The organism is Novosphingobium soli (assembly GCF_042432915.1).
GTDB classification, from domain to species: Bacteria; Pseudomonadota; Alphaproteobacteria; order Sphingomonadales; family Sphingomonadaceae; genus Novosphingobium; species Novosphingobium soli.
Genome location: NZ_JBHLWK010000022.1, coordinates 76708 through 100111, shown reverse-complemented (window position 1 = coordinate 100111; position 23404 = coordinate 76708). Strand labels below are relative to the sequence as shown.

The 23404-nt window shown below is 62.9% G+C and carries 25 protein-coding genes; 4 read left to right on the top strand and 21 right to left on the bottom strand.

What is annotated here, in order from left to right; translation table 11 throughout:
* Positions 1 to 80: 80 nt before the first annotated feature.
* The 19 genes from ACFFJC_RS17515 to ACFFJC_RS17420 form a co-directional block, all read right to left on the bottom strand.
* Positions 81 to 1010, bottom strand: a complete 930-nt coding sequence (locus ACFFJC_RS17515; protein ID WP_004212779.1) for an LPD7 domain-containing protein — start codon at positions 1008 to 1010, stop codon at positions 81 to 83.
* Positions 1000 to 2997 carry a type IV secretory system conjugative DNA transfer family protein gene (locus tag ACFFJC_RS17510; RefSeq protein WP_070157582.1) on the bottom strand — a complete coding sequence of 666 codons (1998 nt, stop codon included), beginning with the start codon at positions 2995 to 2997 and terminating at the stop codon, positions 1000 to 1002. The genes ACFFJC_RS17515 and ACFFJC_RS17510 overlap by 11 nt, the downstream gene beginning before the upstream one ends.
* Entirely contained in the window at positions 2963 to 3967 is a 1005-nt protein-coding gene (gene virB11 / locus ACFFJC_RS17505; RefSeq protein WP_004212776.1) for a P-type DNA transfer ATPase VirB11, read from the bottom strand. The genes ACFFJC_RS17510 and virB11 overlap by 35 nt, the downstream gene beginning before the upstream one ends.
* Positions 3964 to 5202, bottom strand: coding sequence for a type IV secretion system protein VirB10 (gene virB10, locus ACFFJC_RS17500; RefSeq protein ID WP_175311069.1), 1239 nt, complete (start codon positions 5200 to 5202; stop codon positions 3964 to 3966). The genes virB11 and virB10 overlap by 4 nt, the downstream gene beginning before the upstream one ends.
* 5 nt (positions 5203 to 5207) lie before the next feature.
* Complete coding sequence (gene virB9, locus ACFFJC_RS17495; RefSeq protein ID WP_037512078.1) at positions 5208 to 6038, bottom strand: P-type conjugative transfer protein VirB9; 831 nt, start codon at positions 6036 to 6038, stop codon at positions 5208 to 5210.
* Between the two features lie 23 nt (positions 6039 to 6061).
* A complete protein-coding gene (locus tag ACFFJC_RS17490; RefSeq protein WP_004212771.1) occupies positions 6062 to 6751 on the bottom strand; it encodes a VirB8 family type IV secretion system protein in 690 nt (229 codons plus the stop codon).
* A gap of 2 nt (positions 6752 to 6753) precedes the next feature.
* Complete coding sequence (locus ACFFJC_RS17485; RefSeq protein WP_004212769.1) at positions 6754 to 7071, bottom strand: hypothetical protein; 318 nt, start codon at positions 7069 to 7071, stop codon at positions 6754 to 6756.
* A gap of 20 nt (positions 7072 to 7091) precedes the next feature.
* On the bottom strand, positions 7092 to 8036 hold the full coding sequence (locus tag ACFFJC_RS17480) for a TrbL/VirB6 family protein (protein ID WP_004212767.1): 945 nt from the start codon (positions 8034 to 8036) through the stop codon (positions 7092 to 7094).
* Positions 8036 to 8281 carry an EexN family lipoprotein gene (locus tag ACFFJC_RS17475; RefSeq protein WP_080604529.1) on the bottom strand — a complete coding sequence of 82 codons (246 nt, stop codon included), beginning with the start codon at positions 8279 to 8281 and terminating at the stop codon, positions 8036 to 8038. The genes ACFFJC_RS17480 and ACFFJC_RS17475 overlap by 1 nt, the downstream gene beginning before the upstream one ends.
* Entirely contained in the window at positions 8278 to 8988 is a 711-nt protein-coding gene (locus ACFFJC_RS17470; RefSeq protein WP_004212766.1) for a TrbJ/VirB5 family protein, read from the bottom strand. The genes ACFFJC_RS17475 and ACFFJC_RS17470 overlap by 4 nt, the downstream gene beginning before the upstream one ends.
* A gap of 4 nt (positions 8989 to 8992) precedes the next feature.
* On the bottom strand, positions 8993 to 11404 hold the full coding sequence (locus ACFFJC_RS17465) for a VirB4 family type IV secretion/conjugal transfer ATPase (RefSeq protein ID WP_037512064.1): 2412 nt from the start codon (positions 11402 to 11404) through the stop codon (positions 8993 to 8995).
* Positions 11397 to 11735, bottom strand: a complete 339-nt coding sequence (locus tag ACFFJC_RS17460; protein ID WP_004212763.1) for a VirB3 family type IV secretion system protein — start codon at positions 11733 to 11735, stop codon at positions 11397 to 11399. The genes ACFFJC_RS17465 and ACFFJC_RS17460 overlap by 8 nt, the downstream gene beginning before the upstream one ends.
* 7 nt (positions 11736 to 11742) lie before the next feature.
* The gene (locus ACFFJC_RS17455) at positions 11743 to 12084 is read right to left on the bottom strand and encodes a TrbC/VirB2 family protein (RefSeq protein WP_004212761.1); all 342 of its coding nucleotides are present in this window, start codon (positions 12082 to 12084) and stop codon (positions 11743 to 11745) included.
* Positions 12081 to 12749, bottom strand: coding sequence for a lytic transglycosylase domain-containing protein (locus ACFFJC_RS17450; RefSeq protein WP_004212760.1), 669 nt, complete (start codon positions 12747 to 12749; stop codon positions 12081 to 12083). Before ACFFJC_RS17450 ends, ACFFJC_RS17455 begins: the two co-directional genes overlap by 4 nt.
* Positions 12746 to 13108, bottom strand: coding sequence for an ABC transporter permease (locus ACFFJC_RS17445; protein ID WP_004212759.1), 363 nt, complete (start codon positions 13106 to 13108; stop codon positions 12746 to 12748). The genes ACFFJC_RS17450 and ACFFJC_RS17445 overlap by 4 nt, the downstream gene beginning before the upstream one ends.
* A 374-nt stretch (positions 13109 to 13482) precedes the next feature.
* Positions 13483 to 14241, bottom strand: a complete 759-nt coding sequence (locus ACFFJC_RS17440) for a helix-turn-helix transcriptional regulator (protein WP_004212758.1) — start codon at positions 14239 to 14241, stop codon at positions 13483 to 13485.
* 348 nt (positions 14242 to 14589) lie between these two features.
* Entirely contained in the window at positions 14590 to 15825 is a 1236-nt protein-coding gene (locus tag ACFFJC_RS17435) for a PQQ-binding-like beta-propeller repeat protein (protein WP_080727095.1), read from the bottom strand.
* Between the two features lie 68 nt (positions 15826 to 15893).
* Positions 15894 to 16271 (bottom strand): autoinducer binding domain-containing protein, encoded by a 378-nt coding sequence (locus ACFFJC_RS17425; protein WP_230588645.1) that lies wholly within the window; start codon positions 16269 to 16271, stop codon positions 15894 to 15896.
* A 13-nt stretch (positions 16272 to 16284) separates the two neighbouring features.
* Positions 16285 to 17046 carry a helix-turn-helix transcriptional regulator gene (locus tag ACFFJC_RS17420; RefSeq protein ID WP_004212755.1) on the bottom strand — a complete coding sequence of 254 codons (762 nt, stop codon included), beginning with the start codon at positions 17044 to 17046 and terminating at the stop codon, positions 16285 to 16287.
* Positions 17047 to 17267: 221 nt separating this feature from the next.
* Between ACFFJC_RS17420 and ACFFJC_RS17415 the strand changes: the two genes are divergently transcribed.
* Entirely contained in the window at positions 17268 to 17837 is a 570-nt protein-coding gene (locus ACFFJC_RS17415; RefSeq protein WP_379488698.1) for a hypothetical protein, read from the top strand.
* Between the two features lie 109 nt (positions 17838 to 17946).
* Here the strand turns inward: ACFFJC_RS17415 and ACFFJC_RS17410 are convergent, their stop codons facing one another.
* Both ACFFJC_RS17410 and ACFFJC_RS17405 read right to left on the bottom strand, forming a co-directional pair.
* Positions 17947 to 18627: a methyltransferase family protein gene (locus ACFFJC_RS17410; RefSeq protein WP_004212753.1), complete on the bottom strand. Its 681-nt coding sequence runs from the start codon at positions 18625 to 18627 to the stop codon at positions 17947 to 17949.
* On the bottom strand, positions 18624 to 18887 hold the full coding sequence (locus ACFFJC_RS17405) for a DUF2933 domain-containing protein (protein WP_004212752.1): 264 nt from the start codon (positions 18885 to 18887) through the stop codon (positions 18624 to 18626). The genes ACFFJC_RS17410 and ACFFJC_RS17405 overlap by 4 nt, the downstream gene beginning before the upstream one ends.
* Positions 18888 to 19139: 252 nt before the next feature.
* Here ACFFJC_RS17405 and ACFFJC_RS17400 point away from each other — a divergent pair, with 252 nt between their 5' ends.
* From ACFFJC_RS17400 to ACFFJC_RS17390, 3 genes are read left to right on the top strand one after another with little or no spacing between them, the layout of a single operon-like run.
* Complete coding sequence (locus ACFFJC_RS17400) at positions 19140 to 20588, top strand: MBL fold metallo-hydrolase RNA specificity domain-containing protein (protein ID WP_031304554.1); 1449 nt, start codon at positions 19140 to 19142, stop codon at positions 20586 to 20588.
* Positions 20585 to 22123, top strand: a complete 1539-nt coding sequence (locus tag ACFFJC_RS17395) for a thymidine phosphorylase family protein (protein ID WP_004212749.1) — start codon at positions 20585 to 20587, stop codon at positions 22121 to 22123. The genes ACFFJC_RS17400 and ACFFJC_RS17395 overlap by 4 nt, the downstream gene beginning before the upstream one ends.
* Positions 22120 to 23028 (top strand): ribose-phosphate pyrophosphokinase, encoded by a 909-nt coding sequence (locus ACFFJC_RS17390; RefSeq protein WP_004212748.1) that lies wholly within the window; start codon positions 22120 to 22122, stop codon positions 23026 to 23028. Before ACFFJC_RS17395 ends, ACFFJC_RS17390 begins: the two co-directional genes overlap by 4 nt.
* Positions 23029 to 23404: the final 376 nt, after the last annotated feature.

The window sequence follows — 23404 nt, the reverse complement described above, 5'->3', positions numbered from 1 at the left end:
AGGATCAGTTTATAATATCGCGATTTCGTTCGCTTCAAACGAACAGAATGCGCGATTGATGAACCAATCGATACGCAGCGTCAGCGGGCCCGATTGCGTTCCGGCGGTTTATGCTCGCGGCCAGGCCGTACTGTCGCGCCGCGCGCGGGCGCCGCGGCAGGCTCCACGCTTCGCTGCACCGACGGACCCCGATCCCGGACTTCGGCAGGCTTTATGGTGCGCCCCGCTGCGACATGCGCCTGAAGCTGCGCCCGGGCGACCCCCATGACCCGCATGATCGCCTCGGGATTGTCGAACAGGGTGCGCTGCACGACCGCTTCCATGACCCGCAACTGGCTGTCGATCGCGCGATCGTTCGGCAGGCTCCGGTCCGATCCGCGCGGCGGCGCGCGATCCGCCTGACCCTGCGTCGACGACCGGCGGGCCGGCGCGGGGTCTCTGCTCTCGGCGGCATCCCGCGACGTTATCGGCGCGATGCTGTTCTTGCTCGCCTCGCCGCGCACGCGATCAAGCTCCTGCAGGTCGCGCTCATTGGGCTTATAGCCCCGGACTTCGAGGCCGTTTCGCGAAGCCTCGAGCCAGGCCGCCCGACGAAAGGTCTCGGATCCGGTGATATGGATGCGGTCCCATCCACGATGCTGCGCGATCGCCACCATGTCCTTGACGACTTCCTGGCTCTCATTGGCCGTCAGCAGCCGCCGTCCCTGATCGCGAAACGCGGGATCCTTCGCGTCGGCCGAGGTGAAATAGGCCGGATCGCCCGACCATTTCGCCTTGTCGGCATAATAGCGTTTGCGCACTGCCTCGGGCAGATCGCCCGCTACGACCGACGGGGCCGTAGGCGCCTGCCTGGCATCCGCCTTGACGGGAGGTGTCGGGGCAATCGCAATCTCGGGTTCGACAGGGTCCGACCGATCTTTGGTGCCGACCGCCTTGCTCACCGTCTTGTCGTCGATCGCGATGCCGTTTGTTCGGCGCCGCGGCGCGCTCGCCTTGCTCTCAGCGGCCATGATGCTGCCTGCCGTCTGCTAATGTATCCGCCATCTCCTGATCCTCCTCGGGTTCGACCGCCGCGCGCGCCGCCATCGCCATGACGAAGGCCAGCGCGGCTTCTTCGTCGCCCGGCGCCGGCAATTCCTCCAATTCGCCAAGCACGAGCATGTCGTCGGTTATCTCGACCGTGCCCGACAGTTCGTCGGCGCTCAACATTCTGGTCACGACAGGCTCCTTTTCAGCAGGCGGGGCAGATGGGTGCAGAGCGGCGCGCTTGGCTTCGATCGCTTGGGCGAGCACATCCGAGCCCGCGCCGATGATCGCCGCCGCCACGGGTTTGGGCGTCGGCAGGCGAACGAGGCGGGGCGCAACCTTTGGCGGGTCGCAAATCCGATCGGTGAACCGGCGCGACCGGAAAAATTCGATCTTGCGGCCGCGGACTGGCGGAATGCCGCCCCGCAGAAGCAGCAGATCGCCCTTGGGCATCTGCATCAGTTCCTGCGGCATCATCAGCGCGCGGCGCTGGTCGCTCTCCGAAATGCTGCGATTGGCGAGCATCCCGTGGATCGTGCGGCTCTTCGATTTCACGTTCATCGTGAAAAAACCGAGCCGCTCGGACAGTTCATTGGCGACCTTCAGCTCCTTTGGCGTGAAGACCACTTCAAGGCCGCAGTTTGCGATGATCTCATCGGTGACGTCTGGGCCGTAGAGCGCGCGTGGCTGCGAACGGCTCTGGATCACGGGCAGCAGGCGCAGGCCATAGCCTGCCACATAGGAGAAAGCCGACGCTATGACGGGGGCCTTGCCGAGCCGGGCGAACTCATCGAGCAAGACCAGCACTGGCACGTTCCCGCCCGTCGCCGGCAACTCTCGCGTGTTGAGGTCGATCAGCTGCTGGAGGAAGAGATTATAGACCGGCGCGATGCGGTCGATATTGTCCGGCGACACCCCAAGATAGATCGACATGCGCTCCCGGCGAACCTGCCGCAGATCAAAATCGGTCTCCGAGGTCGCGGCATCGACGAACGGGTTGAGCCACAGGTTCAGTTTGGACGTGATCGTCTGCTTGATCCCGGAAAAAGTATTGTCGGACGCGGAGGTGAAATCGCTCAGGGCCGACACACAGGCCTGGCTCAGCCGCTGCCCGCGCTGCTGCGCCTCTTCGACCACCTTGGGCAATTCGACCTTCGGGTCGCCAGTCGTCATGCGGCGGTAGATCTCGCCGATCGTGAAGGGCAAGGCAGGATTGGCGGCGACAAGCGCCCCGACGCCGACAAAGGCGGCGCGCGCTGCCTCGGCCCAGAACGGATCCGCCTTCTCAGGCGACGGGAACAGCATCCCGCCGATCTTCTGGAGTTCGTTGACGACGTCTATGTCGTCGAGCCGATCAATATAGCTCAGCGGATTGTAGCGCGCGGTGCGGCCTTCGGGGTCGAGAGGATCGAACAGGTGGACCGTCTGACCGTGCCGCGCCCGAAAGCCGGCGGTGATCTCCCAATTCTCGCGCTTCACATCGAGCACGACCACGGAGTCTGCCCAGCTGAGCAGATTGGGAATGACGACACCGACACCCTTGCCGGCCCGGGTCGGGGCTTCGAGCAGGACATGCTCGGTCCCGCCGAACACCAGATAGCGACCGCCTTTCTGGCCGACGATGATGCCCGACTTTGCGCGGAGCTGCTCGCGCCTGATCTCGCTTTCGCGCGCAAAGCGCGCCTCACCGTGCAGGGATCGACCGCGCTTGAGAATGACGAGCAGGATGATGAAGGCGATCGCACCGCTCACCATCGCGCCGCGCTGCAGCCAAAGATGGAGAAGCGGGTCGGCGCGATAATACCACAGCCACGACGGCAGTGCCGTCACCTGCATGTTCGGTCCGATCTGCTTCAGCCCGATCAGCGCCACCAATATCGCGCAAAGCGCGCATGCGAGCGCCGCTCCCAACAGAGCGCCGCCGACAAGCGCGACCTTAGTGAGAGGACTGGCTTGCGACAGCCGGGTCAAAATGCACCTCCTCGACTTCGAATTTTCCGTCTCGCTTGCGGGTCTGGACGACGACATCGACCAGCATGCGCAGCAGCCCGCGAATGTCGTCGCGCGCCAGATCGCGGCCGCCTTCGGATTCCTTGACGAGCAGGGTCAGCTGCTCGAACGCGCCCATCGCGGACCCAGCGTGGACCGTCGTGATCGAACCTGGGTGACCTGAGTTGACATTGCGCAGGTAGAAGAAGGCGGTGCCGTCACGCAGTTCCTGCAGCAGGATGCGATCGGGGCGCATGCGCAATGCGCTCTCGAGAAGCTGCTTGGGTCCGACCTTGGCCAGCCCCTGTCGCTCGCTCGAATAGACCATGTGGACGACATTGCGGTGGTCGACGACAAGCTCGCGTGTGTCCTCGATCGTCAGCAGACGCTCGTCGCGCGGGATGAGCTGGATCAGCGCCTTGGCAAAGGTGGTCTTCCCCGATCCGGTCGCGCCGCTCACCAGGATATTCTTGCGCGCCGCCACCGCGGTTCTGAAGAAAGCCGGCCAGTCGCCGGCGTCCCGCATCGCGACCATCTTCGCGTCGACGTCGGTCAGACCCCGCGCTGCGGCGCGCGTGCCGGCGAACAGGCCGGCCTGGGCAAGCTGGTCGACTGCAAGGTTCACCCGCGATGGCTTGCGGATGGTGAAGGAGGGCGATCCCGTTGGAGTGACCGAGGGGATCACGATCTGGCAGCGTTCGCCGCCGGGCAGGATCGTCGAGCAGATCGGCGTCTCGGCATTGATGTCCTGGCGCGTGAAGCTGGCCGCCGCGACAGCCAGCGTCGCCAGCCACTCGCTGTCGAGTTCGGCGACATCATGCCAATGCCAGCCGCGATGATCCTCGATGCCGACCTCACCCGGCCGGTTGATGACGAGCTCGGTCACCTCGGCAGGCTCCAGCAGCGGCATGATCGGATTGAGAAAATGCCGGAGGACCGCCGTGTCGCTCATTTCTCGCGCCGCAGCTCGAGATTGTAGACGTCCGCGAAATTGAAATCCTTGGCGACGAAGATGCCGACTTCCTCGCCCTGGTTCTTCTTGAGCACGGGTCGGATGTTGATGCTGTTCTGAAGGGCGATGCTCGCGCCTTCGCTCGGCGCCCGCGTGGTGTTGTTGAAATTATTGTTGCCATTGGCGACCGCCTGGCCGGCGATATAGGCGCCATCGTCGACCAGCGAGAGCAGGAGCGCGCTGCCGAACCGTGCCCAGAAGAAGGTATCGACCGAGCCTGCGATCCCGGCCCGGCCCAATGCGTCCGAACCTGGCGATGCGAGGTCGATGCGCACCCCTTGCGGTGTGACCGCGCGGGTCCACAGCACGAACAGGCGGTTCTGACCTTGCTGGATCCCGCCATGATATTCGCCGACGACCTTGGTGCCCTTTTCCATGAGGACGACGCGCCCATTCTCGGAATAGACATCGCGCGGGATAAGGCACGATGTGTAGCCGGGCTGGGCGGAATTCATCGCTGTCTGAAGAACGCACGGGATCAAGGTGCCGGCGGTGACGAGATAGTTGCGATTAGGCAGCATCGAGGCGCGTGCCTCGCCGATTGGCGAACTTTGCCGAAGCGCATCCAGTGCATTGGGCGCGCCGCGCTGTGGCTGGCCGTCGACATCCTCCCCGGGCGCCATAAGAGAACCCGGCCTGCCACTGCCAGTACCGTCCGGTGCCGACGTCGCGAGCCCCTGGGATCGCCCGCCATAGGCAATCAGTGTCGAGCGCCGGGCCTGTTCGGCGATGTTCTGACGATTGTTCTGCGCCGAAGGCGCAGGCGTAGCGCCAGGCTGCATCGCCGGCACGATCTGCCCGTCGGATCCGACCACCTGGCCATCCGGCCCGGGGTTGAGGACCGGCGCATTGGAATCGGACTGCGGGGCGCCAAGAGGCTTGGGTCGCGCCGCGACCGCGTCATAGGCGACAGTTTCGCGTGCCGACAGGTCCGTGCGCTTGGCGGTGGCTTCGGGCTTCGCCATCAGGTTGGCCGCCGGTTTCCCGCTCGGGCCTGAATTGACCCACAAGATACCGAGCACCATCGCGGTGCCGGCGAAGATTAGCGCGGTGTTGCGCTTCGCCGGCGTCATGCCGCCGATGGGATCGATACCCCGGTCGCGCAGGATCTCGTCGCGCTCGGGCGTAGGATCTCCAGTGATCGGGCGGCGATCGTCCGACGCGGTTTCGTCCATCGCGCTCACTCCTTCGGGTCCTGTACGGTGCGGTCGACATGCGACGATGCCGTGTTGGTGCCGGCGTCGAGACCATAGGGTGTCGGCGCCTGGTTATAGATGCACAGCACCTCGCGATTGCGCCGCAGCCGGAGCTGGGTCGCCACGAGGTGAACGACCACGAATTCATCGCGGACGTCGAACGGGACGAGCGTTTCCGACCCATCCGGGCGCACCATGTAGATGGCGGGAATTTCATGATTGCCCGGGAAGCGGAGCACCGTGAACTTGCCGTTGTCCGAGATCTCGGAGGGCTGCAGCGCGCTTGAGCCCTGGACCTTGTAGTTGAGATTGCGCGGACCTTCGATGACGCCGTGGTCGAGTGCGCCGCGCACTGCGCTTGCCTGCATCGCAGCGACGCGCTGGGCTTCCTGCGCGGCTTGCATCCGGGCTGCGCGTTCCGCCTCATCGCGGGGATAGCGGAAGCGCACCTGGAAGAAGGCATCCGAACTTGCGCTGCTGATCGCGCCGCGCCGGGTGGTCAGCTCGAACGCATAGTTGCGCAGTTCTCCGCCGTGGTTGGTGGTGACGATGAGGTTGGTGGGGCCAGCGCGCTCGCGCGGCTTGAGAAAGAGGATATGTCCGGCAACGGCCACTTCCCATGACACGGTGTCGCCAAGGGCCACATGCTCGATCGTCTCGCCGTCGCCGAGCACGATCTGGGTCGCCGTGCGGAAGGTGCCGACAATCCGGTAGACCTGCGTCTCCTGATAATCGACGAATTTGACCCGCGGGTCGGCCGGTCCGCCGCGAGGTGTGTCCTCGGCCAGAGCGGGCTGGGCACCGAGGAGGCACATTGCTGCAAGGGTCAGGAGCCGCTTCACCGGACCACCTCCGGATCGGCTCGATAATTCTCGACCTGGAAGCCGAGCGGATTGCGATAGCGATCGCCCTCCGCCATCGGGGCATTGGTGTAGCGGAAGGTGATGGTCGCGATCCAGTCGCTGTTCTGGATGTTCGTGTCGGTCTGGACCGTGCGGGTGAACCGGACATTGGCGACGCGGTCGTTGATGAAGCTGATGTTGCGAACACGGGCCTGGACCGTCGCTCCCTTGCCCCATGTCACCTGCGGACTCGACGGGTTGTCGTCGTTGAAAAACCGGCCCCAGCGCTGCTGTTCACCCGGCTCGGACAGGATCGCCACCGCCCGGAAATTCTCTTCGGCCGCCGCCGGCAGCCAGCTCTCGCGTGCCCGGACATATTGTGCGAGGAAGAATTTAGTGACGGCTTCGTCGTAGCGCATCGGCTGCTGGGTGAGGGCCGTCTGCACATCGACCGCGCCCGTCGTCTGGTTGACCCGGATGATATAGGGCATGACCGTCTTGAGCGGCGCGAGGCCTGCCAGCGCCAGTGCCTCGGCCGTGCATGCCAGCAATGCGAGGACGGCGACGCCCCAGGCGATCCGTTCCGAGCGCAGCGACTTGCGCTGACGATCCTGGTCCCATGAGCGTGCATGGCCGAAATAGAGTTCGGCGTCGCTTGCTGGCACGCCCTCGCTTTGACGCCGCATGATCAACAGCTCCCATAAGTGGTGGTCTGATCTCGCGACGAAATCTTGTCGGGCGGCGGCGCGGAGGCTGGGACCGGCGGTGGCGGCGATCCACCGGCCGGCGGTTTGACCTGCGGCACCGGGGGCGGGGCAGGGGGCGCGACGACCGCTGGGACAGGCGAGCCGGGCAGCACGCTGCCGTAGACATTGGCGTCGCGTAGATGCCTGCCGTTGCAGATTGGCAGCTTCTTGGGTCCCGACGCGCCATGTGTGGCCATCGGTGCGACAGCGGCGAGGAGCGCGACGCCCTGGAGGATGCGTGTCGTCAGCGGTTTGGACATTGGCGTATTCCTCATGATCATCATGCGCGGCTCACCGTGCCGCCGCGTTGCGCGGCACGTTCGAGATTGCGGCTGTTTCGGGAGATTCGGCGCTGCTGGAAGGGCGCGGCCATGGTGCTCCACGCCGAACCCGCGAATGCGCCGACACCTGCGGCCGCGCCGCCGGCTATGCCGGTCGCGATCGACGGCGCCTGGAAAAAGAAGATCGTGCCGAGGAAGATATAGACGGCGAACATGATTGCGCCGAGTGCCGCATCGGCCACACCTTCTGAGGAGGTTATGGCGAGTGCGCCGAGATCGGTAATCAGCGCCGTAATTGCGATGATCACTGCCATCAGAACGATGTAGTTAAAAGCCTGCCCCAGCCATCCATGGAAGAAGCGGCGTGTTGTTTCGAATAGAGATAGGGCGATAAATATCGGCCCAAGCGCAACGATGATCGCAAGCGCAACCTTGGCGAATACGGTGATGGAAAACCCAATCGCAGCCGATAGACCGGCCAAAGCCTTCAGGCCTAGACTTAGGGTATAGAGTACAAGTTTATATGGATTAATGTCACTGTATGTCGCGGCTTCGGTCTCAATCCGCGCAATGATCGCATCAGCCTGACCATAATAATCATCAAAGACGTTTCCGACACTGGTCACTGTACGCCCCGCGAGGGCTTGCGAAATAGCGTCGGGCATCCCGTGGAAGAGGGGGTTTGTAATCCATTCCGAATACGCCACGGTCGTGGCCGCGAGGTATAGCAGGCAGAGCTTCACCATTCGGTAGAAGAGTTCGCCCCATGGCTCGCTCACGATCCCGCGCATGACCATGTAGCCGAACAGGGCGATATAGATGACTAGCCCGAGCGCCAGCGGGCCGCGCACGACCTCGATGACGTTGGTCAGGCGCTCGTTGAGGAACAGATCGAGCTTGCCGTCGATGCTAACATAGAGCGTCGTGAAGAGACCGTCCTCCATTACCGAACGTCCGATTTTCCTGGACGAGGCGATAGCGAACGTAGCTTCAAGTCCAAGGTTCTCACGCTTTGAGCGTTCGAGCACTCCTGAGGGTCGGGATGGGTCCCATCTGCGCAACTTTTCAGCACTTCGGCGAGTTCTTCAGGATGCGACTTCAAATATTCCTTTCCCCTTGGAGGCTGCTGGCACGCGAGGAGCAGCATAGGCAGCGACAAGACTACCAAGACGGATGCAAGGGGCTTCATGGCTTGAGGCTCCCGAGCTTTGACGCCAGAATTCTTTCGCTTTCCTGTTGCGACCGAATGTCTTGTTCGGCTCGCTGTCGCATCGCTAGCGCTTGAAGCTGGACGGAATCATTCTGGATATGCGCATTCTCGACACCGACGCGGGCCTGGATATCCATCACATCCTTGGCGTCGGACGCTGAATCGAGCGAAGTGCGCAGCTCCTCCAGACCGGCCGTACGCTGAGCGGTCACACCATAGGCTGCCTCGGCAATAGCCGCATCCCGCGATGCCAGATCCCCATTGCGCAAAATGGTGTCACGGCCGGAGCGCTCGTAAGCGGTCGCATCCGGCCGTAAATCGGGGAGATCGACCCGGTTGGCCGAACGGATGCGGTTGGCCGAGCTGGCAAGACTGCCCAAGCCGCTCATATCCGACGACATCAATCGCTGAATGTCGCGAGCCTCGCTCGGCAGAAGATGCCGGACAGCGTCGGTGCTGAGCGAACTGGCAATCTTGTTGACGTTGGTCAGCTTGTTGACGCTGTCGAACATATCGGTCGCCTGCGCGATCTGCGCCTTGCCCTGCTCGATCATCGCGAGCGTGTTCTTCACGGTCGAAAGGGTCTGGAGGAAGGTGTTGGAATCGTAGACGGGGATGCCCTGAGCGCTGGCCGGGGTGCTCAGCGCCAGCAAACCGCCAATCGCGAGGATCGAAAAAGCTCTCATCTTTCTATCCTTTCCTTCTGTTCGCGGTCGCCCGCTGCTCGTGAAAAATGGGCAACCAACGCGCCGGATCGTCACCATGTTCGCGGCGCACTGCGTCAAGAATTCCAACCGTCGCCGTGGTGCCGGAGAGCACCGCAAGCTCGTCACCAAGACCGGCGAGATCAAGCTCGACGACGATCGAGTCATGGCCTTGTTTGATGAGGAAGCGCCGGCTCTCGGGGATCAGATCGCTGCGGATCAGCTTGAACTCGGCGCGGGTGAGGCCGAGGCCATCGATATAGTCGGACTCCCGGCCATAGGGGTTGGGCAGCAGGATCTTGGTCGCGACCTGTTCCATGATGCTGTGGGAAATGTCGGAGCGCAGCGCGTCGGCCGGGCTTTGCGTGCCGAACACCAGAAAGGCGTTCTGCTTACGGTAGGTTTTCAGACCATCCTGCGCGAACGCGCGGAAGGCTTCATCGCCGAGCGCTTTCCAGAATTCGTCGATGTCGATCACCAGTCTGCGGCCGTCGAGCAGCGCGTCGATGCGGTGGAACATATACATCATGAGCGGCGTGCGGATCTCGGCATTGTCGAGGAAATCAGTCATGTCGAAGCCGATGAACCGCGCTTCGAGCGTCAGTTCGTCTGCGTTATTGTCGAACACCCAGCCCAACGCGCCGCCGCGCGCCCATTTCTCGAGACGCGCGCCGATGCCCTCGGGATCGCGCTGCCCCAGCAATTGCCGCAAGGCGAGGATCGATCGCTCTTCGGGGGGCAATCGGCCGATCGATAGGATGCCATCGTCGATCATGCGCTCCTGCATGACACCGAGCTGGCCACCAACGGGCGTGACCAGTTGGCGTATCAGTCGACCAAGGAACGTGATGTTGCCCGGTGACTGATCGAGCGCACGCAGGGGCGCGAAGCCGGTCGGCACGCCATTGCGCAGGGCAAGATAGGTGCCGCCCGATGCGCGTACATAGATTTCCGCGCCCCGGTCCTTGTCGATAAAGATCTGCTGGGCGCCGGTCTTCTCGAGCTGCGCCATCAGGAAATTCTGCACCACGGTCTTACCGCCACCCGACGGGCCGATGATCAGCGTGTGGCCGAGATCGTTGACGTGGAAATTGAAATAATAGGGCGACTGGGCTGCGGTCTTCATCAGTGCGATCGCAGCGCCCCAATGATTGCCATCGGCCCGACCGGCAGGGAAGGTGTGGAAGGGTGACAGGGCGGCGAAGTTGCGCGACGTGATGGCGGCAGGTCGGGCGCGCCAGGCAAAATTTCCCGGCAACTGCGACCAGAAGGCGGCCTCCAGCGCTGGTCCCTCGCGTGCTGAAACCAGGCCGGCATCGGCCAGCGCGGCGCGCGCCGTCGAGAGATTTTCGGCGAGCCGCTTCTGGTCTTCGCTGAACACGGCGAGCGAGAAGTGATGCTCGCCCAGCACGAACCGATTGCTCTGCAGATCATCGGCGGCATCGGCGAGCTCGAGCGCCTGGCTCGCTGCCGCATCTTCGGTCGATGCCATCTGGTTCTGGCGCCTGCGCAGTCGCTCGGACGCACGCGCCTTGCCCATGAACGCGAAGGACTGGGTGACGACGAACGCGAAATCCTGCGAGAGAAGCGCGTTGACCTGCCCCGGTCGCGTCATGGCCGGATATTCGCGGATACCGAACAGGCCGACGAAGCGGCTATCGGCATGGGCGCGAACCTCGACCGTCTCGCGGCCGAAGATCACCCTTTCGCCGTAGATCGCCGATCCCAGATGACCACGAACAAGCGGGACGCGCGTCGCGCGCCCCATCATGACGAGTTCCAGCACCTCGAGCGGCTGCGAGAACATGAGGCCGCGATGTTCGTACAAACCCAGTCGCTGTGGCCTGCAACGCGCGAGCAGCTTCTCTATATCGCGCGCCTTGTCCTCGAAACGAACGAGCTCGTCCTCGTCGACCTCGGTTCCCTCTTTGCGGGCACTGGACAGGCGACGCAGCAAGACCCCTGTGCGGTCGGCCGAGCCAACGGACGGGCGCATCACCAGCGTCAGATAGAGCTCGTTGACGAACATGCGCTTAGCGGTGACCCGCGCGCGATATTTGGCATCGAGATCGGCGGCGAACGTAGAGCGAAACTCGCCCTCGGGATAGTCGGTGACCGGGCGGCGCACGATATGCGTCCAGATCGCGAGACGATCGTCGGCGATGTTGCGCAACGTCCCGTTGAGCTTCTCATGCCAGTCGTTCAGCTGAGCGGGATCGGCTGTCTCGAAGGCGATGCCGTCCAGCCTGAACATCATCATCAGGTCGCGCCCGTCGAGCGCGATCACCTGCGCATCGACGTGCCGCGCATAAGGCAGATAGCGCGCAGGATCCGCCTCGTTCTTGAGGATGCGCCACGGAGTACGCGCCGCATCGCGCGAGAAGGCACGACTAGCCATGCAGAAAGCCCTTTCGGCGTGCGCCCTGAGTGGGGAGGGGAGAGTAGGAACTGCCACCCCACCAACCGCGGTTGCGGCATCGCGCCTTCGTCATCGTCCAAAGCCACAGCAGCCGGAAGGCATTGGCGTCGTGGCGGACGATCAGGCGGGCGATCGCAAGAAACGCGCCTGCGAGTGCCAAAGCGTAGAGCGGATTGCCGCTTATGATGAGGGTCAGGCAGGATGCGAGTGCGATAGGCAGCGACGCTTCGATCGGAACGCCCATCCACATCGTCGGCCGCGTCACTGCCAGGAAGAGCGTTTCTTCACGCAGCTTGTCGTCGTTGACCATGATGGCCTCACGCACCGCCGGTGATGGTGTCGACGATCCACTGCGCGCTGAACACGATGAAGATGCCGACGATGACGGTGACGAGAAGACCGAGGCTGGCGCGGCCAGTGAAGAACATGAAGCCCACGATGACCACCGCGATCACCGCGATCGTCTTCGCAAACGTGCCGGTCAGCCAGGTCTTGATGTTGTCCGCCATGGAGGTGATGCCGTCGGCAGCCTGCGCATAGGCCGGGTCTGTCAGCACAAGCGAGACGAGAACCGCCGCTAAAAGCAGCGTGAAATACTGGGAGAATGATCGCGCAGACGCGGAGTGCGCAGCAGCAGGCAAGGGCGGTGTGGCGATCATTCGGGCTGTCCTTTCAATGGGGCGGTTTGAGACGAGCCGAACACCATCAGCGTCGCAGTTTGCGCGACGGCCGAGGTGTTCCAGCTTTGATCGGGTGGATCCGCTACTGGCGAGGGGGTAGGAGCCGGGCTCTGTGCCGCTTTCGCTATCGGCGCGTCTGCCATGGCAATGCCTGCACGTTGCCGGATTTGCGGTATGATGCTGCTCGACGAGGCGTAGACCTTGCCGACATAGCCATTGGCAAAACCCTTCCAGCGGTTGCCGGTATTATACATGGACATGGCCGTGGCGATCGCATCCTCGGTGGAGCGGCTGGACTTCGCCACACTGGTGTAATTCTCGGCGAGCACGCGTGCCGATGCGGCGAGGTTTCGGCACGGTTCGAAAGCGTCCTCGATCGACAGGTTCAACGGCTTGAGATTCGCGCTGTTGATCTGGCCAAGGCCGAGATCGATATTGTAGCCGCGCGCGATCAGCGACCGGGCGGACGCGATGGCCGACGCGCGATCGGACACCTTCGGCGCCGCGACGCCCTTGGCGTTCACGCCGATGGCATAGGGATCGAAATGACTTTCGGTGTAAACCAGCGAGACGAGAGTTTCTGCCGCGACCGTGGGCGCGCATTGCCGCGCGAGCGCGACCACGGCTGCAAGCTCGAGCATCATCGGGGCGTCGTTCCCGGTTCGATGGCGGCTTGGGGCAAGCGCTCTATATTGGCGAGCGAGTAGGTCGTCTGGCGGCCGTCGGCGAAGGTCATGACCACGCGGCGTCGCGTCGCCGAGTTGCGATCATAGACCTTGGTCTTGGCAACGCCCCCGCCAGAGCAGCCGGGGAATGAACCGCCCAGGGCAAGTCGTTCCCAGAGCTTCACCATTGGCGGGACGCAAGCACCATATTGCGTCGCCCCGCCGGGGTTTGAGAGGCAAAGCAACACCTGGCAGCCCAGATCATTGGCCTGCGCTGGTGTTGCGGGCATGCACAGTGCCATGGCGGATGCGATGATGGCGTGACGCCTATGCAGCATGCTTGCCTCCATGCCGCTGTCAGTGCAGGGCAAGGACAGCGGCTTATTTGAATGAAAGTCGCGCTACTTTTGAGCCGTTTAGCGCCGTTTGACGCAATCCCCCCACTTAGGGGGAACGAGGTGGCACCTGGCTCTGGTTCATCCGACGGACTGTAGGAAAGCCACAAGGCCGCGCACGACGCATGCCCAGTTGGACCTGACTTTATCGACAGCAGAATTGAGCATTCCGACGAGGGTGAGGGGCCTTCGTCGGCGTAATCATTCAGATGTGGGGGACGCGATGATAGAGGACAGTTACTGCTCGATCAGTCGAGCATCGCTCGCGGCTTCTCGGTGATGACGAGGGGGTAGTGTTCGGGTTGCGACGCTACTGGTTACAGCATTGCGTCGATATTGAGATGCCCGTCTCGCACCGCGCGCAGCACAAGCTGGGTCCGCCGCCGCACACCATAGCGCCGCCGTGCGCCCTCGACATATTCATGCACAGTGTCGCGGCTGAGCCCGAGTATCTGGGCTGCCTCCCAATCGCTTTTACCCTGTCCGACGAGCGCGATGCAGTCGATCTGTCGGGGGCTGAGCGGCACCGGTTCATAGCTCAGACGCTCCTCTCCGAGGATCGCGCGACCGCGATCAAAAGCGATCGTGCCGATCAAGCGGGCGGCAAGAGCATCCTCTCCCGAAATTTCGTCATCGTTTGCGCGTGCAACAGAGAAAAGCGCGTCGGGCTCATCAGCCATGCGGATCGGCATAGTGAAGCCCTGGCGCAGCCCGTGATCGCGCCCCTTTGCCAATGTAGCAATCTGGCGGGTGCTGGGATCGATGAATTCCCCGATCTGGTTCCAGTTCAGCCCGGACGGCGTTTTGCCCACGGCAGCGTGGACCGGATCATCGAGGTAGAGCCTGGTCTCGATCACTTCGTCGAGCCATTTGACAGGATATGTCGTCAGCATCAGCGCATTCTTGCTGCGTTGTACCAGATCGACATTATGCAGGAGGGCAAACCAGCGGAAACCAAAGTCCCTGACAATTGCGTCCACGAGGTTTGAAAGTTGGTCGAGCGTTGTCGCCAGTTTTGAACTCTGCTCGAAGGCGCCGATAGTCGCCAAGCGGCCGATGTCGCGCGTGCCCTGCATGAATTCAGGCTCGACGGACGGATAGACGACGTCTAGCCCAAAATCGGTGAGTTTACTGATATTTGCGATCAGATGCGTGCTGCCTGAGATATTGTGGTGTCAGTCAGGCGATCCGGAAATAGGCTCTCCCTTTCTGAAACAAACAAGCAACACGCGGCGTATTTTTCTGCTGGCTCAGCCACCGCGCTGGAAGCCTGCGTTGGGCCACCAGCCTTGGAGATCCCGGCAGGTTTCACCATCCCCAGCCGTTGACCCTCAACCGGTTCGATAATAAGAATTATGTTAAATAAATCAATATGTTAGGTCTGCGGCGGCAATGGCTTTTGCCGCCGCAGACCTTCAAGTGCCTCAGTCCGGCAGCTTGTAGGCGATGACAAGGTCACCGCGGTCAAGCGATTGCCGCGCGCCGCCCGCCGTCACAACGACATATTGCTTCTTCGTCTTTGGAGAGACGAAGGTCATCGGCGTTGCCTGTCCACCAACGGGCATCCGCTTCGCCAGCAGCTCCTTGCCGGTGCGCACGTCGATCGCCCGCAGGTAATAGTCGGTGGTCCCGGTGTAGAAGATCAGGCCCGATCCGGTGGTCAGTGCGCCCGACAGCGTCGGCGTTCCGATCGGGATACGCAGATGCGTCTTGATGCCAAGCGGACCTGTGTCCTGGGTCGTGCCCAAGGGCTTTTGCCAGACGATCGCGCGCGTCTTGAGATCGATCGCGGTCATGGTCCCGAACGGAGGATTCTGACACGGCACGCCAAGCGGCGACATAAACCCGGTGAGAAGCGCACCGTAGGGCGCACCGGCTTGCGGGTTGATCCCGTCGTGTCCCGCACCACCTTCGACCTTCGGCTCACCCAGGATGCGGTCGGTTTCCGCTCTGGGAACAAGACGCAGGATTTGCGCAAGGCGGATGTCATTCACGATCAGATAGTCGTTGGTGCGATTGACGCTGGCCGACCCCCAATTCATGCCGCCGTAGAAGCCCGGCCACTGCAGCGTGCCTTCGAGCGACGGCGGTGTCATGTCACCTTCATAGCGCAGCTTGCGGAAAGCAACGCGACACCAGAGCTGGTCGAACATGCTCACGCCCCACATCCGGCGCTCGCTCAGAGGATCAGCACCAATGACAGGCATGCCAGTCGAATAAGGCTGGGTCGGCGAATAGCGCTCGCCGGGGATCGAACCCTTGGGCACGCGACGCTCCTCGACCGGCGCTACCGGTCGGCCGGTACGCCGATCGAGGACGAAGATCTGGCCGCGCTTGGTGACCTGGATCAGCGCAGGCGTGGTGCCGCCCTTTCCGTTCGGAATATCGTAAAGCGTAGGCTGAGCGGGGACGTCATAGTCCCAAAGATCATGATGCGTGGTCTGGAAGGCCCACCGTTCACGACCCGTCTTGAGATCGAGAGCAACGACGGAGGACGAACGCGCGTCCTCGATCGCAGTCCGCTCGCCACCCCAGAAGTCCGGCGTGCTGTTGCCCGTCGGCAGGTAGATCAGCCCGAGCTGTTCATCGACCGCTGGTGAGGCCCAGACGTTCGGCGTGCCGCGAGTGTAGGTCTGTCCTTCGGGCGGCTCGCCAGTAATGTTGGGATTGCCAATGTCCGAACGGCAGACTTCGGCTCGTCGCCTAGGATGTTCTCAGTATTTCCAGCTTAGCGTTGTCTGGCGAACAAATCTTGAGGTGAGGCCTCGTAGGCTTCTGCCAGGATCGAGCGATCGGCGGCCGTCAGAGAGATGATCGACTGAACCGCCGACCAGGCAAAGCCCACATTGGTGCGATGGCTGGCGCGGTGGATCGGGTCGCTCGCATAGAGGCGTCTCGCCTGGAAGCGCTCCACCCAGTCTTGCGGATAGTCGACGATGTGGACCGAGCGAACCGCAGGCTTCAGGTCGACATGATGGACCAGGGCATAGTGCCGAAAGCCCATGGCCTTCGTGATTTCGGCCATCAGGTCAGACAAGGCCGTAGCGTCCTTGATCGCGCCAGCGACAGCGCAGAAATCCTGAACTTGCCCAAGCCCGATCATCATATGGCCGGCGAGATCAGAGCAGCGCTTCCATGTTGAGATGACCATCGCGAACCGCGCGCAGCACCAGCTGCGTGCGTCGTCGCACGCCATAACGCCTGCGGGCCGATTCAACATATTCGTGCACGGTGTCGCGGCTGAGGCCGAGGATCTGGCCGATCTCCCAGTCGCTTTTGCCTTGCGCGACGAGCGCGATGCATTCGACCTGGCGAGGGCTGAGAGGGACGCAGGCCAATGGCCCTGCCCTTTCGCCAAGCAGCTCGCGCGCCCGATCATAAGCGACCGAGCCGAGCAGACGGGCGGTCAGAACCTCCTCTGCGCTGAGCGGCTCGTCGCGCGATCGGGCGGCGGTAAAGATCGCCTCGGGTTCCCCCGGGGTCCGGATTGGCAAACTGTAGCCGGACGCAAGGTCATGGTCCCTGGCGCGGTCGAGGATGCTTCGCTGGCGCGGCGTGAGCTCCAGCACGTCGCCGATCCGGTCCCAGGCGAGCCCTGACGGGGTGCGAGCGCAGGCCGCATGGATCGGATCTTCGAGATAATGGCGTTCTTCGAGAACTTCCTCGAGCCAGGCCGATGGATAGGTTGTGAGGAACAGGCTTTGCTCGCCTCCGCGCCGAAGGTCGATATTGTGAAGCAGCGTGAACCAGCGGAAGCCAAGATCGCGCACGGCGGCATCGATCGTGCCATGTAAATCGCCAAGGGTTTCAGCACGCTGACAGTCCGCCGCAAAGCGCGTGAGATCATCAAGGCGGCCGCAGTCTTTTATCCTGTTCGCCATAGGCGACGGAAGCTCGTCCGCGAGGAGACGGCTCGTCCAGACCTAAGCGGCGAGCGCCATGATTATCAGGATGAGTTGAGAACGATTCGCAACAATCTACGATTAGAATGGATCGCCTATGACACTTTATCCGCCGGCAAAGTGTCATAGCTGACAACCCGTCTGCGGCCGCCGATTTGGGATTCACATTGATCCTGCTTTGTGCTTGATTCCATCATGTTATGTTTCATGCAGGCAAGCCTCTTGAACCCTCCATTGGCTGTGATGTCGCGGCCGTGCTCGAGACGCTGGCGACCGTATCGAGCCGGCCCCGTTATGCCTTCATGCTGCTCAACCTGATCGCCCAGGTGGCGGGGCCAGATGGAAGCGCCGGTCCCTGGGTCAGGCGGAACGATGGGCTCGTTTCCCTGCGCGATTGGCTATGCGACGCATTGACCCCGATGGCCCAGCGTGGTCCGCGCAGCATTACGCTGGCCGAGCGGGTCGAGAGCGACCTCGCTAGAAACGGACTGCTCCCCGGCGATCTGGAGAAAAGGCGCGGCGTGATCGCGGAGGAAATGCGGGCACGCATTCGCACAGCCGGCAAGAGTAATCTCAGTCGCGCCGTTTCCGAACTGGTGAATGCAGGCCTGCTCCGCCGACATTATCATGGCTATCGCGTCGACCATCGGAACCGTGGCGGCCAGCGCCACGCCGTCTATACCTTGATCGGCGATGCTCTGCGTCTAGTGCCGGGCATCAGCTCCACACCGAATCTGCCCGTGCAAGGCGAACTTGCCCTCCCAAGATGATTGCGCAGTCGAACCGGGGTTGCTGCAGTAGTGTGCTGTGAGGTCGGGTAACGATGTCCGAATAATAAGGCCAGTCAGAACGTCAGCATTGACCTTGCCGGCAATTACATCAGCCATTCCCGTCAAAGGATCGCCATGGCCTTCTTCGACGCGAATGGATTGTCAGATTCGGAATGAAGCCGGGCACGCGAGCCATATAATCGCGGTAAACCTCGCCGAAGCTGGCTAGCGCCTCCTTTTCCTCATGCCGAGCCAGCCGAATATACATCACGACGAGCACCGGAAACATAGCAAGGGTCAAAAGGGTCGGCCATTGTAGCAAAAAGCCGAGCATGACGAGAATGAAGCCGACATATTGCGGGTGCCGGATCCGGGCATAAATCCCAGTAAGGGCCAATTGGTGTTTGCGCTGACTCAAGTGAAGGGCCGTCCATGCAACCGAGATCAGCCAGTAACCCACGCCGATCAGCACAAAGCTGGCGATGTGGAATGGACCGTAATGGGGATTAACTCGCCAGCCGAACATCATCTCCAGGAGATGTCCAGCATCGTGGCTCCACCAGTCGACAGCGGGGAAATACGACTGGAGCCACCCCGAAAGCACGAAGATCGTGAGCGGGAAGCCATACATTTCCGCGAAGAGCGCTATGATGAAAGCGCTGAACGCCCCCAAACTGCGCCAGTCTCGTTTAGTTGCCGGCTTGAAGAAGCTGAACGCAAAGAGGATGAAAACGGCGGCGTTAACCAGCGCGAGCCCCCACAGACCATAGCCATAGTCGGCGTGCGTCATCGCGACTCTCCTTCGATGCGGCCGTTGGGATTGGCCGGTAAGCCGGCGGGTGCCTGACCGGGCTCATGGCCATGCTGATGCCCACCATGGCCGCGGTGCATGAACAGGTGCATGAGCGGGCAGGCGAGCAGGATGAGATAGGGCAGCACACCCAGGAAGTGCGCGGTATACTCGGTGAGGAGGAAGAAGCTAGCGACGAGCAGGAAGCCGATCAGAACGATCTTGCCGCGCTTGCGCATGCGATGGTCATGTTCGCCCATATGCCGTCCTCTTCTGGTCAACGTCCGGGCAGCATAGGCTCGAGTCCAAGGAGCAAGGTATAAGTAGAGACCGAAGTCCCCCGGGCATCGCGCAGGCATGGGTAAGGCGATCGATGGGATCGGCCATCGGCGTTCGGGCGACGCAGCTGTCGGGGAGCAGCAGTCGTGCTGCGGATTTTGCGTATAGGCGTGCGGCGTCCGCGAACCAATGCTGCGCTCACGAACATAATCGTGAGAGGCAGGCCCGCGTCCATGCAAAAGAGAAAGAAACGGCACCATTCCCGCGTGACCATCTTCGAGCGTGAAGCAAGGATCGATCTGGCCAAGCGCCCGGCCGATGGTCTCGGCGTTGCCTTTCTCGGCGCATCGGGAACGGTCACAGGGTCGCGTTATCTGGTGGACGATGGTGAAACTCAGATCGTGGTCGATTCCGGCCTGTTTCAGGGACCCAGGGATCTGCGCCGCCTTAATTGGGCATCGATCCCACCCGAAGTCGCGGATGTCGGCCAGGTGCTGCTGACCCACGCCCATCTCGATCACTCGGGCGCACTACCGCGCATGGCGCGCCTGGGCTGGGACGGGACCGTCCTTGCCACGCGGGCGACCGCGGCCCTGTGCGAGCTCCTTCTTCCCGACAGCGGCCATCTGCAGGAAAAGGATGCGGAGTTCGCCAACCAGCACGGCTTCTCCAGGCACCAGCCGGCGCTGCCCCTCTACACCCAGGCCGACGCGCGTCTGGCATTGCAGCTCTTCCGCCCGATCGAGTTCGGAGCGTGGCATGCAGTCACGGACGGCATCAGGGTGCGCTACCATCGCGCCGGCCACATCCTCGGCGCGGCGTCGATCGAGATCGACTGGAAGGGGCGGACAATCCTCTTCTCAGGCGACATCGGCCGTTACGGCGATGCGGTGATGAAGGATCCCGAGCCGCCCGCGCGCGCCGACTATGTCCTAGTGGAATCGACCTATGGCGATCGGCGCCACGAGCAGGTCGATCCGACAAAGACGCTTGGAGATCATGTCGAACGATGCGTCGAGAGAGGCGGGACGGTGGTGATTCCGGCCTTCGCCGTGGGACGGGTTCAGTCGCTTCTCTATCATTTCTCGCGTCTGCGCGCGCAGGGACGCCTCCGCGACATCCCGATCTTCCTCGACAGCCCGATGGCGATCAACGCGAGCGGGCTGATGTGCGATTTCATGGACGAGCATCGCCTGGCCCGCGCCGAGTGCGAAGCGGCGTGCAGCGTCGCGCACTATGTGCGCGAAGTGGAGGAATCCAAGGAACTCACCGCCAACCCCGCTCCCAAGGTCATCATCTCGGCCAGTGGAATGGCAACGGGCGGCCGCGTGCTCCACCATCTCAAGCGCTTCGCGCCGGATGGGAAGAACCTCATCCTCTTCTCAGGCTTCCAGGCGGCGGGCACCCGCGGCGCCGCCATGATCGGGGGCGCCCGGACGATCAAGATCCACGGCGAGTATATCCCGGTCGAAGCCGATGTCGCCAACCTGACGATGCTTTCGGCGCATGCCGACAGCGACGAGCTCATGCGCTGGCTCGGGTCGCTGCAAGAGCCCCCGCGCCATGTCTATGTCACGCATGGCGAGCCGACCGGCGCCCAGGTCCTGGCGAAGCGTGTCTCGGAGGATCTGGGCTGGGCATGCAGCGTACCGGCGCTGGGTAGCTGGGGCATGCTCGCGTGAAGCCCGGGATCATCGAGGACGCCGAAGTAGAGCCTGTCGCGACGACGCTGCGGGCACACCGCCTCGGCCTGTCGGCTGCCGGAGGTGATCTGATCGCGGTCATGCGCCAAGACTGTCCCGTCTGCCGCTCGGAAGGTCTCGCGTCGCGCGCGCAGGTCGCGCTGCACGCCGGCGGGCGGGAAATCGTCGTCTCGCTGCTGCACAGTTCCGCGGAGGCTCCAGCGCCCGGCGAGATCGGCCTGTCCGAATCCGCATGGCGGCGGCTCGGCGTCAGCGAGGGCGATCCGGTCGAGATCGCGCACGCCCAGCCTCTCGCCTCGCTCGCCGAAGTGCGTCGGCGCATCTATGGCAATCGTCTCAGTGAAGGGGCTTTTTCAGCGATCATGACCGACATCGCCGAGCGACGCTATAGCGATGTCCATCTCTCGGCGTTCATCACGGCATGCTCAGCGGTCCCGCTCGATACGGACGAAACGATCAGCCTGACCAGGGCGATGGTCGATGTCGGCGAGCGATTGCAGTGGTCCGGAGCGGTCATCGTCGACAAGCATAGCGTCGGTGGATTGCCGGGCAATCGCACCACGCCGATCATCGTCTCGATCATGGCCGCGGAGGGCCTGATCATGCCCAAGACATCGTCGCGGGCGATCACCTCGCCGGCCGGCACGGCGGACACGATGGAGGTGCTTGCACCTGTCGACCTCGACGTTTCCGCCATCCGCAAGGTGGTCGAGCGCGAAGGCGGCTGCATCGCCTGGGGCGGCGCCGTCAATCTCAGCCCGGCCGACGATGTGATCATCGGCGTTGAACGAGTGCTCGATATCGATGCCGTAGGGCAGATGGTCGCCTCGGTGCTGTCCAAGAAAATTGCGGCCGGTGCGACCCATCTGGTCATCGATATCCCGGTCGGGCCGACCGCCAAGGTACGCGGAACCGATGCCGCCGATACGCTCGAGCGCGCGCTGAGCTCGGTCGCCCAAGCCTTCGGGCTTCGCACGCGCGTGATGCGCGGCCCCGGCGCGGAGCCGATCGGACGGGGCATCGGCCCGGCGCTCGAGGCGCAGGATATCCTTGCCGTCCTCCAGGGGCAGCCGGGCGCCGAGGATCTCGCCCACCGGGCCTGCGAGCTGGCGGGAGGACTGCTTGAGCTCGCTGACGCGGCCCCGGCCGGCGAAGGCTATGCGCGTGCGCGGGCGTGTCTCGAAAGCGGCGGGGCCTGGGCCAAGTTCCAACGTATCTGCGAAGCGCAGGGCGGCATGCGGGCTCCGCCGGTCGCCCGGTTTCAGCAGGATATGATCGCTCCCTATAGCGGCCGCCTGGTGAGTATCGACAATCGCAAGCTCGCGACGGTCGCGAAGCTCGCCGGCGCGCCGGTGGCCAAGGCCGCTGGCGTCGCACTGCAGTGTCGGCTGAACCAGATGGTGGATGCCGGGGCTCCCTTGTGTAGCATTCATGCCGAGAGCCCGGGCGAGCTCGACTATGCGGCGGCCTATGCCGTGAGCGACGGGCCGATCTTCGGGATTGAAGCGCTATGAACCGTCCCGTCCTGTTCGCGCTGCCTGGCAGCGAGGCCCTGGCACAGCCGCTATCCGCCGCGCTCGATGCAGAGGTCGGCACGATCGAGCATCGTCAGTTTCCTGACGGGGAAACCTATCTCAGGGTCGGAAACGACGTCAGCGACCGCGAAGTCATCCTGCTGTCCAGTCTCGATCATCCGGACGCCAAGCTGTTGCCGCTGCTGTTCGCAGCCGACACCGCGCGCGATCTTGGCGCTCGCAGGATCGGGCTCGTCGCCCCTTACCTCGCTTACATGCGCCAGGACATACGCTTCCATGCCGGCGAGGCGGTGACGTCGCGAACCTTTGCTGCGATCCTGTCTCGCCATCTCGACTGGCTGGTGACGGTCGATCCGCATCTCCATCGCTACCATGAATTGTCGGAAATCTACCGCATCCCAACCCAGGTTGTTCATGCCGCGCCGTTTTTGGCCTCGTGGATCAAGCGCAATGTCGCTCGCCCGCTGATCATCGGTCCGGACCTGGAAAGCGAACAGTGGGTCTCGCAGGTGGCGGCCGATGCCGATGCTCCGTTTCTCGTGTGCGAGAAAATCCGATCCGGCGACCGTCACGTCACCATCTCGATTCCGAATGCCCCAGCGTTTCTCGATCGCCAGCCGGTGCTGGTCGACGATATCGCCTCATCCGGTCGGACCCTCACCGAGGCGGCGCGCCAACTGGTCGGCATGGGGTTCGCGCGACCGGATTGCGTGGTCGTGCATCCGCTTTTTGCCGGCGATGCAGCGCAGGTTCTGGGTGGGCTTGTCGAAAGGATCGTCAGCACGAACGCGGTTGCACATGCGTCGAATGATATAGACGTCATGCCAGCGATCGCGGAGGCCGTTCGCCACCGGATTGAATGGCGTGCTGCGCGTCAGTTCTAAGACGGAAATGAACGCCCGGCAAACGCTGTGCGCGTCCTCATCCATTGACCCTAAACGAGTCCGAACCAATCTCCTGAGATCTCCCTTTCGGAGAAAATCGCGGCAGGGAAGGAGGATATGTCGTGTCGCACACACGCTCGTTCATCGATCCCCTCGACGTTGCTGGGCACCTGAAGCTTGAGCCCGAAGTAAAGCGCGCCACCCTGCTATCCTGGGCGTCCGATCGCGCAGCCGTCAAGGGCCAACCCGCCCCCCTCGCCCGCCGGGCGCCAGTAACCCGCTGCCGGTCGACGATGTGATGGAAGCGTAGCGATGGCTCGATCGCGCCGAGGGCGGCGCGGGCAACTCGCATGCATCGTCCGGAGCAGAGACCCGG

What these genes read in the sequence shown, in the direction of transcription:
- ACFFJC_RS17515 (WP_004212779.1), bottom strand. Translation starts at nt 1,010, where the DNA reads ATGGCCGCTGAGAGCAAGGCGAGCGCGCCGCGGCGCCGAACAAACGGC.
- virB11 (WP_004212776.1), bottom strand. Translation starts at nt 3,967, where the DNA reads ATGAGCGACACGGCGGTCCTCCGGCATTTTCTCAATCCGATCATGCCG.
- virB10 (WP_175311069.1), bottom strand. Translation starts at nt 5,202, where the DNA reads ATGGACGAAACCGCGTCGGACGATCGCCGCCCGATCACTGGAGATCCT.
- virB9 (WP_037512078.1), bottom strand. Translation starts at nt 6,038, where the DNA reads ATGTGCCTCCTCGGTGCCCAGCCCGCTCTGGCCGAGGACACACCTCGC.
- ACFFJC_RS17490 (WP_004212771.1), bottom strand. Translation starts at nt 6,751, where the DNA reads ATGCGGCGTCAAAGCGAGGGCGTGCCAGCAAGCGACGCCGAACTCTAT.
- ACFFJC_RS17485 (WP_004212769.1), bottom strand. Translation starts at nt 7,071, where the DNA reads ATGTCCAAACCGCTGACGACACGCATCCTCCAGGGCGTCGCGCTCCTC.
- ACFFJC_RS17480 (WP_004212767.1), bottom strand. Translation starts at nt 8,036, where the DNA reads ATGGAGGACGGTCTCTTCACGACGCTCTATGTTAGCATCGACGGCAAG.
- ACFFJC_RS17475 (WP_080604529.1), bottom strand. Translation starts at nt 8,281, where the DNA reads ATGAAGCCCCTTGCATCCGTCTTGGTAGTCTTGTCGCTGCCTATGCTG.
- ACFFJC_RS17470 (WP_004212766.1), bottom strand. Translation starts at nt 8,988, where the DNA reads ATGAGAGCTTTTTCGATCCTCGCGATTGGCGGTTTGCTGGCGCTGAGC.
- ACFFJC_RS17465 (WP_037512064.1), bottom strand. Translation starts at nt 11,404, where the DNA reads ATGGCTAGTCGTGCCTTCTCGCGCGATGCGGCGCGTACTCCGTGGCGC.
- ACFFJC_RS17460 (WP_004212763.1), bottom strand. Translation starts at nt 11,735, where the DNA reads ATGGTCAACGACGACAAGCTGCGTGAAGAAACGCTCTTCCTGGCAGTG.
- ACFFJC_RS17455 (WP_004212761.1), bottom strand. Translation starts at nt 12,084, where the DNA reads ATGATCGCCACACCGCCCTTGCCTGCTGCTGCGCACTCCGCGTCTGCG.
- ACFFJC_RS17450 (WP_004212760.1), bottom strand. Translation starts at nt 12,749, where the DNA reads ATGATGCTCGAGCTTGCAGCCGTGGTCGCGCTCGCGCGGCAATGCGCG.
- ACFFJC_RS17445 (WP_004212759.1), bottom strand. Translation starts at nt 13,108, where the DNA reads ATGCTGCATAGGCGTCACGCCATCATCGCATCCGCCATGGCACTGTGC.
- ACFFJC_RS17440 (WP_004212758.1), bottom strand. Translation starts at nt 14,241, where the DNA reads ATGCAGGGCACGCGCGACATCGGCCGCTTGGCGACTATCGGCGCCTTC.
- ACFFJC_RS17425 (WP_230588645.1), bottom strand. Translation starts at nt 16,271, where the DNA reads ATGATGATCGGGCTTGGGCAAGTTCAGGATTTCTGCGCTGTCGCTGGC.
- ACFFJC_RS17420 (WP_004212755.1), bottom strand. Translation starts at nt 17,046, where the DNA reads ATGGCGAACAGGATAAAAGACTGCGGCCGCCTTGATGATCTCACGCGC.
- ACFFJC_RS17415 (WP_379488698.1), top strand. Translation starts at nt 17,268, where the DNA reads ATGTTTCATGCAGGCAAGCCTCTTGAACCCTCCATTGGCTGTGATGTC.
- ACFFJC_RS17410 (WP_004212753.1), bottom strand. Translation starts at nt 18,627, where the DNA reads ATGACGCACGCCGACTATGGCTATGGTCTGTGGGGGCTCGCGCTGGTT.
- ACFFJC_RS17405 (WP_004212752.1), bottom strand. Translation starts at nt 18,887, where the DNA reads ATGGGCGAACATGACCATCGCATGCGCAAGCGCGGCAAGATCGTTCTG.
- ACFFJC_RS17400 (WP_031304554.1), top strand. Translation starts at nt 19,140, where the DNA reads ATGCAAAAGAGAAAGAAACGGCACCATTCCCGCGTGACCATCTTCGAG.
- ACFFJC_RS17390 (WP_004212748.1), top strand. Translation starts at nt 22,120, where the DNA reads ATGAACCGTCCCGTCCTGTTCGCGCTGCCTGGCAGCGAGGCCCTGGCA.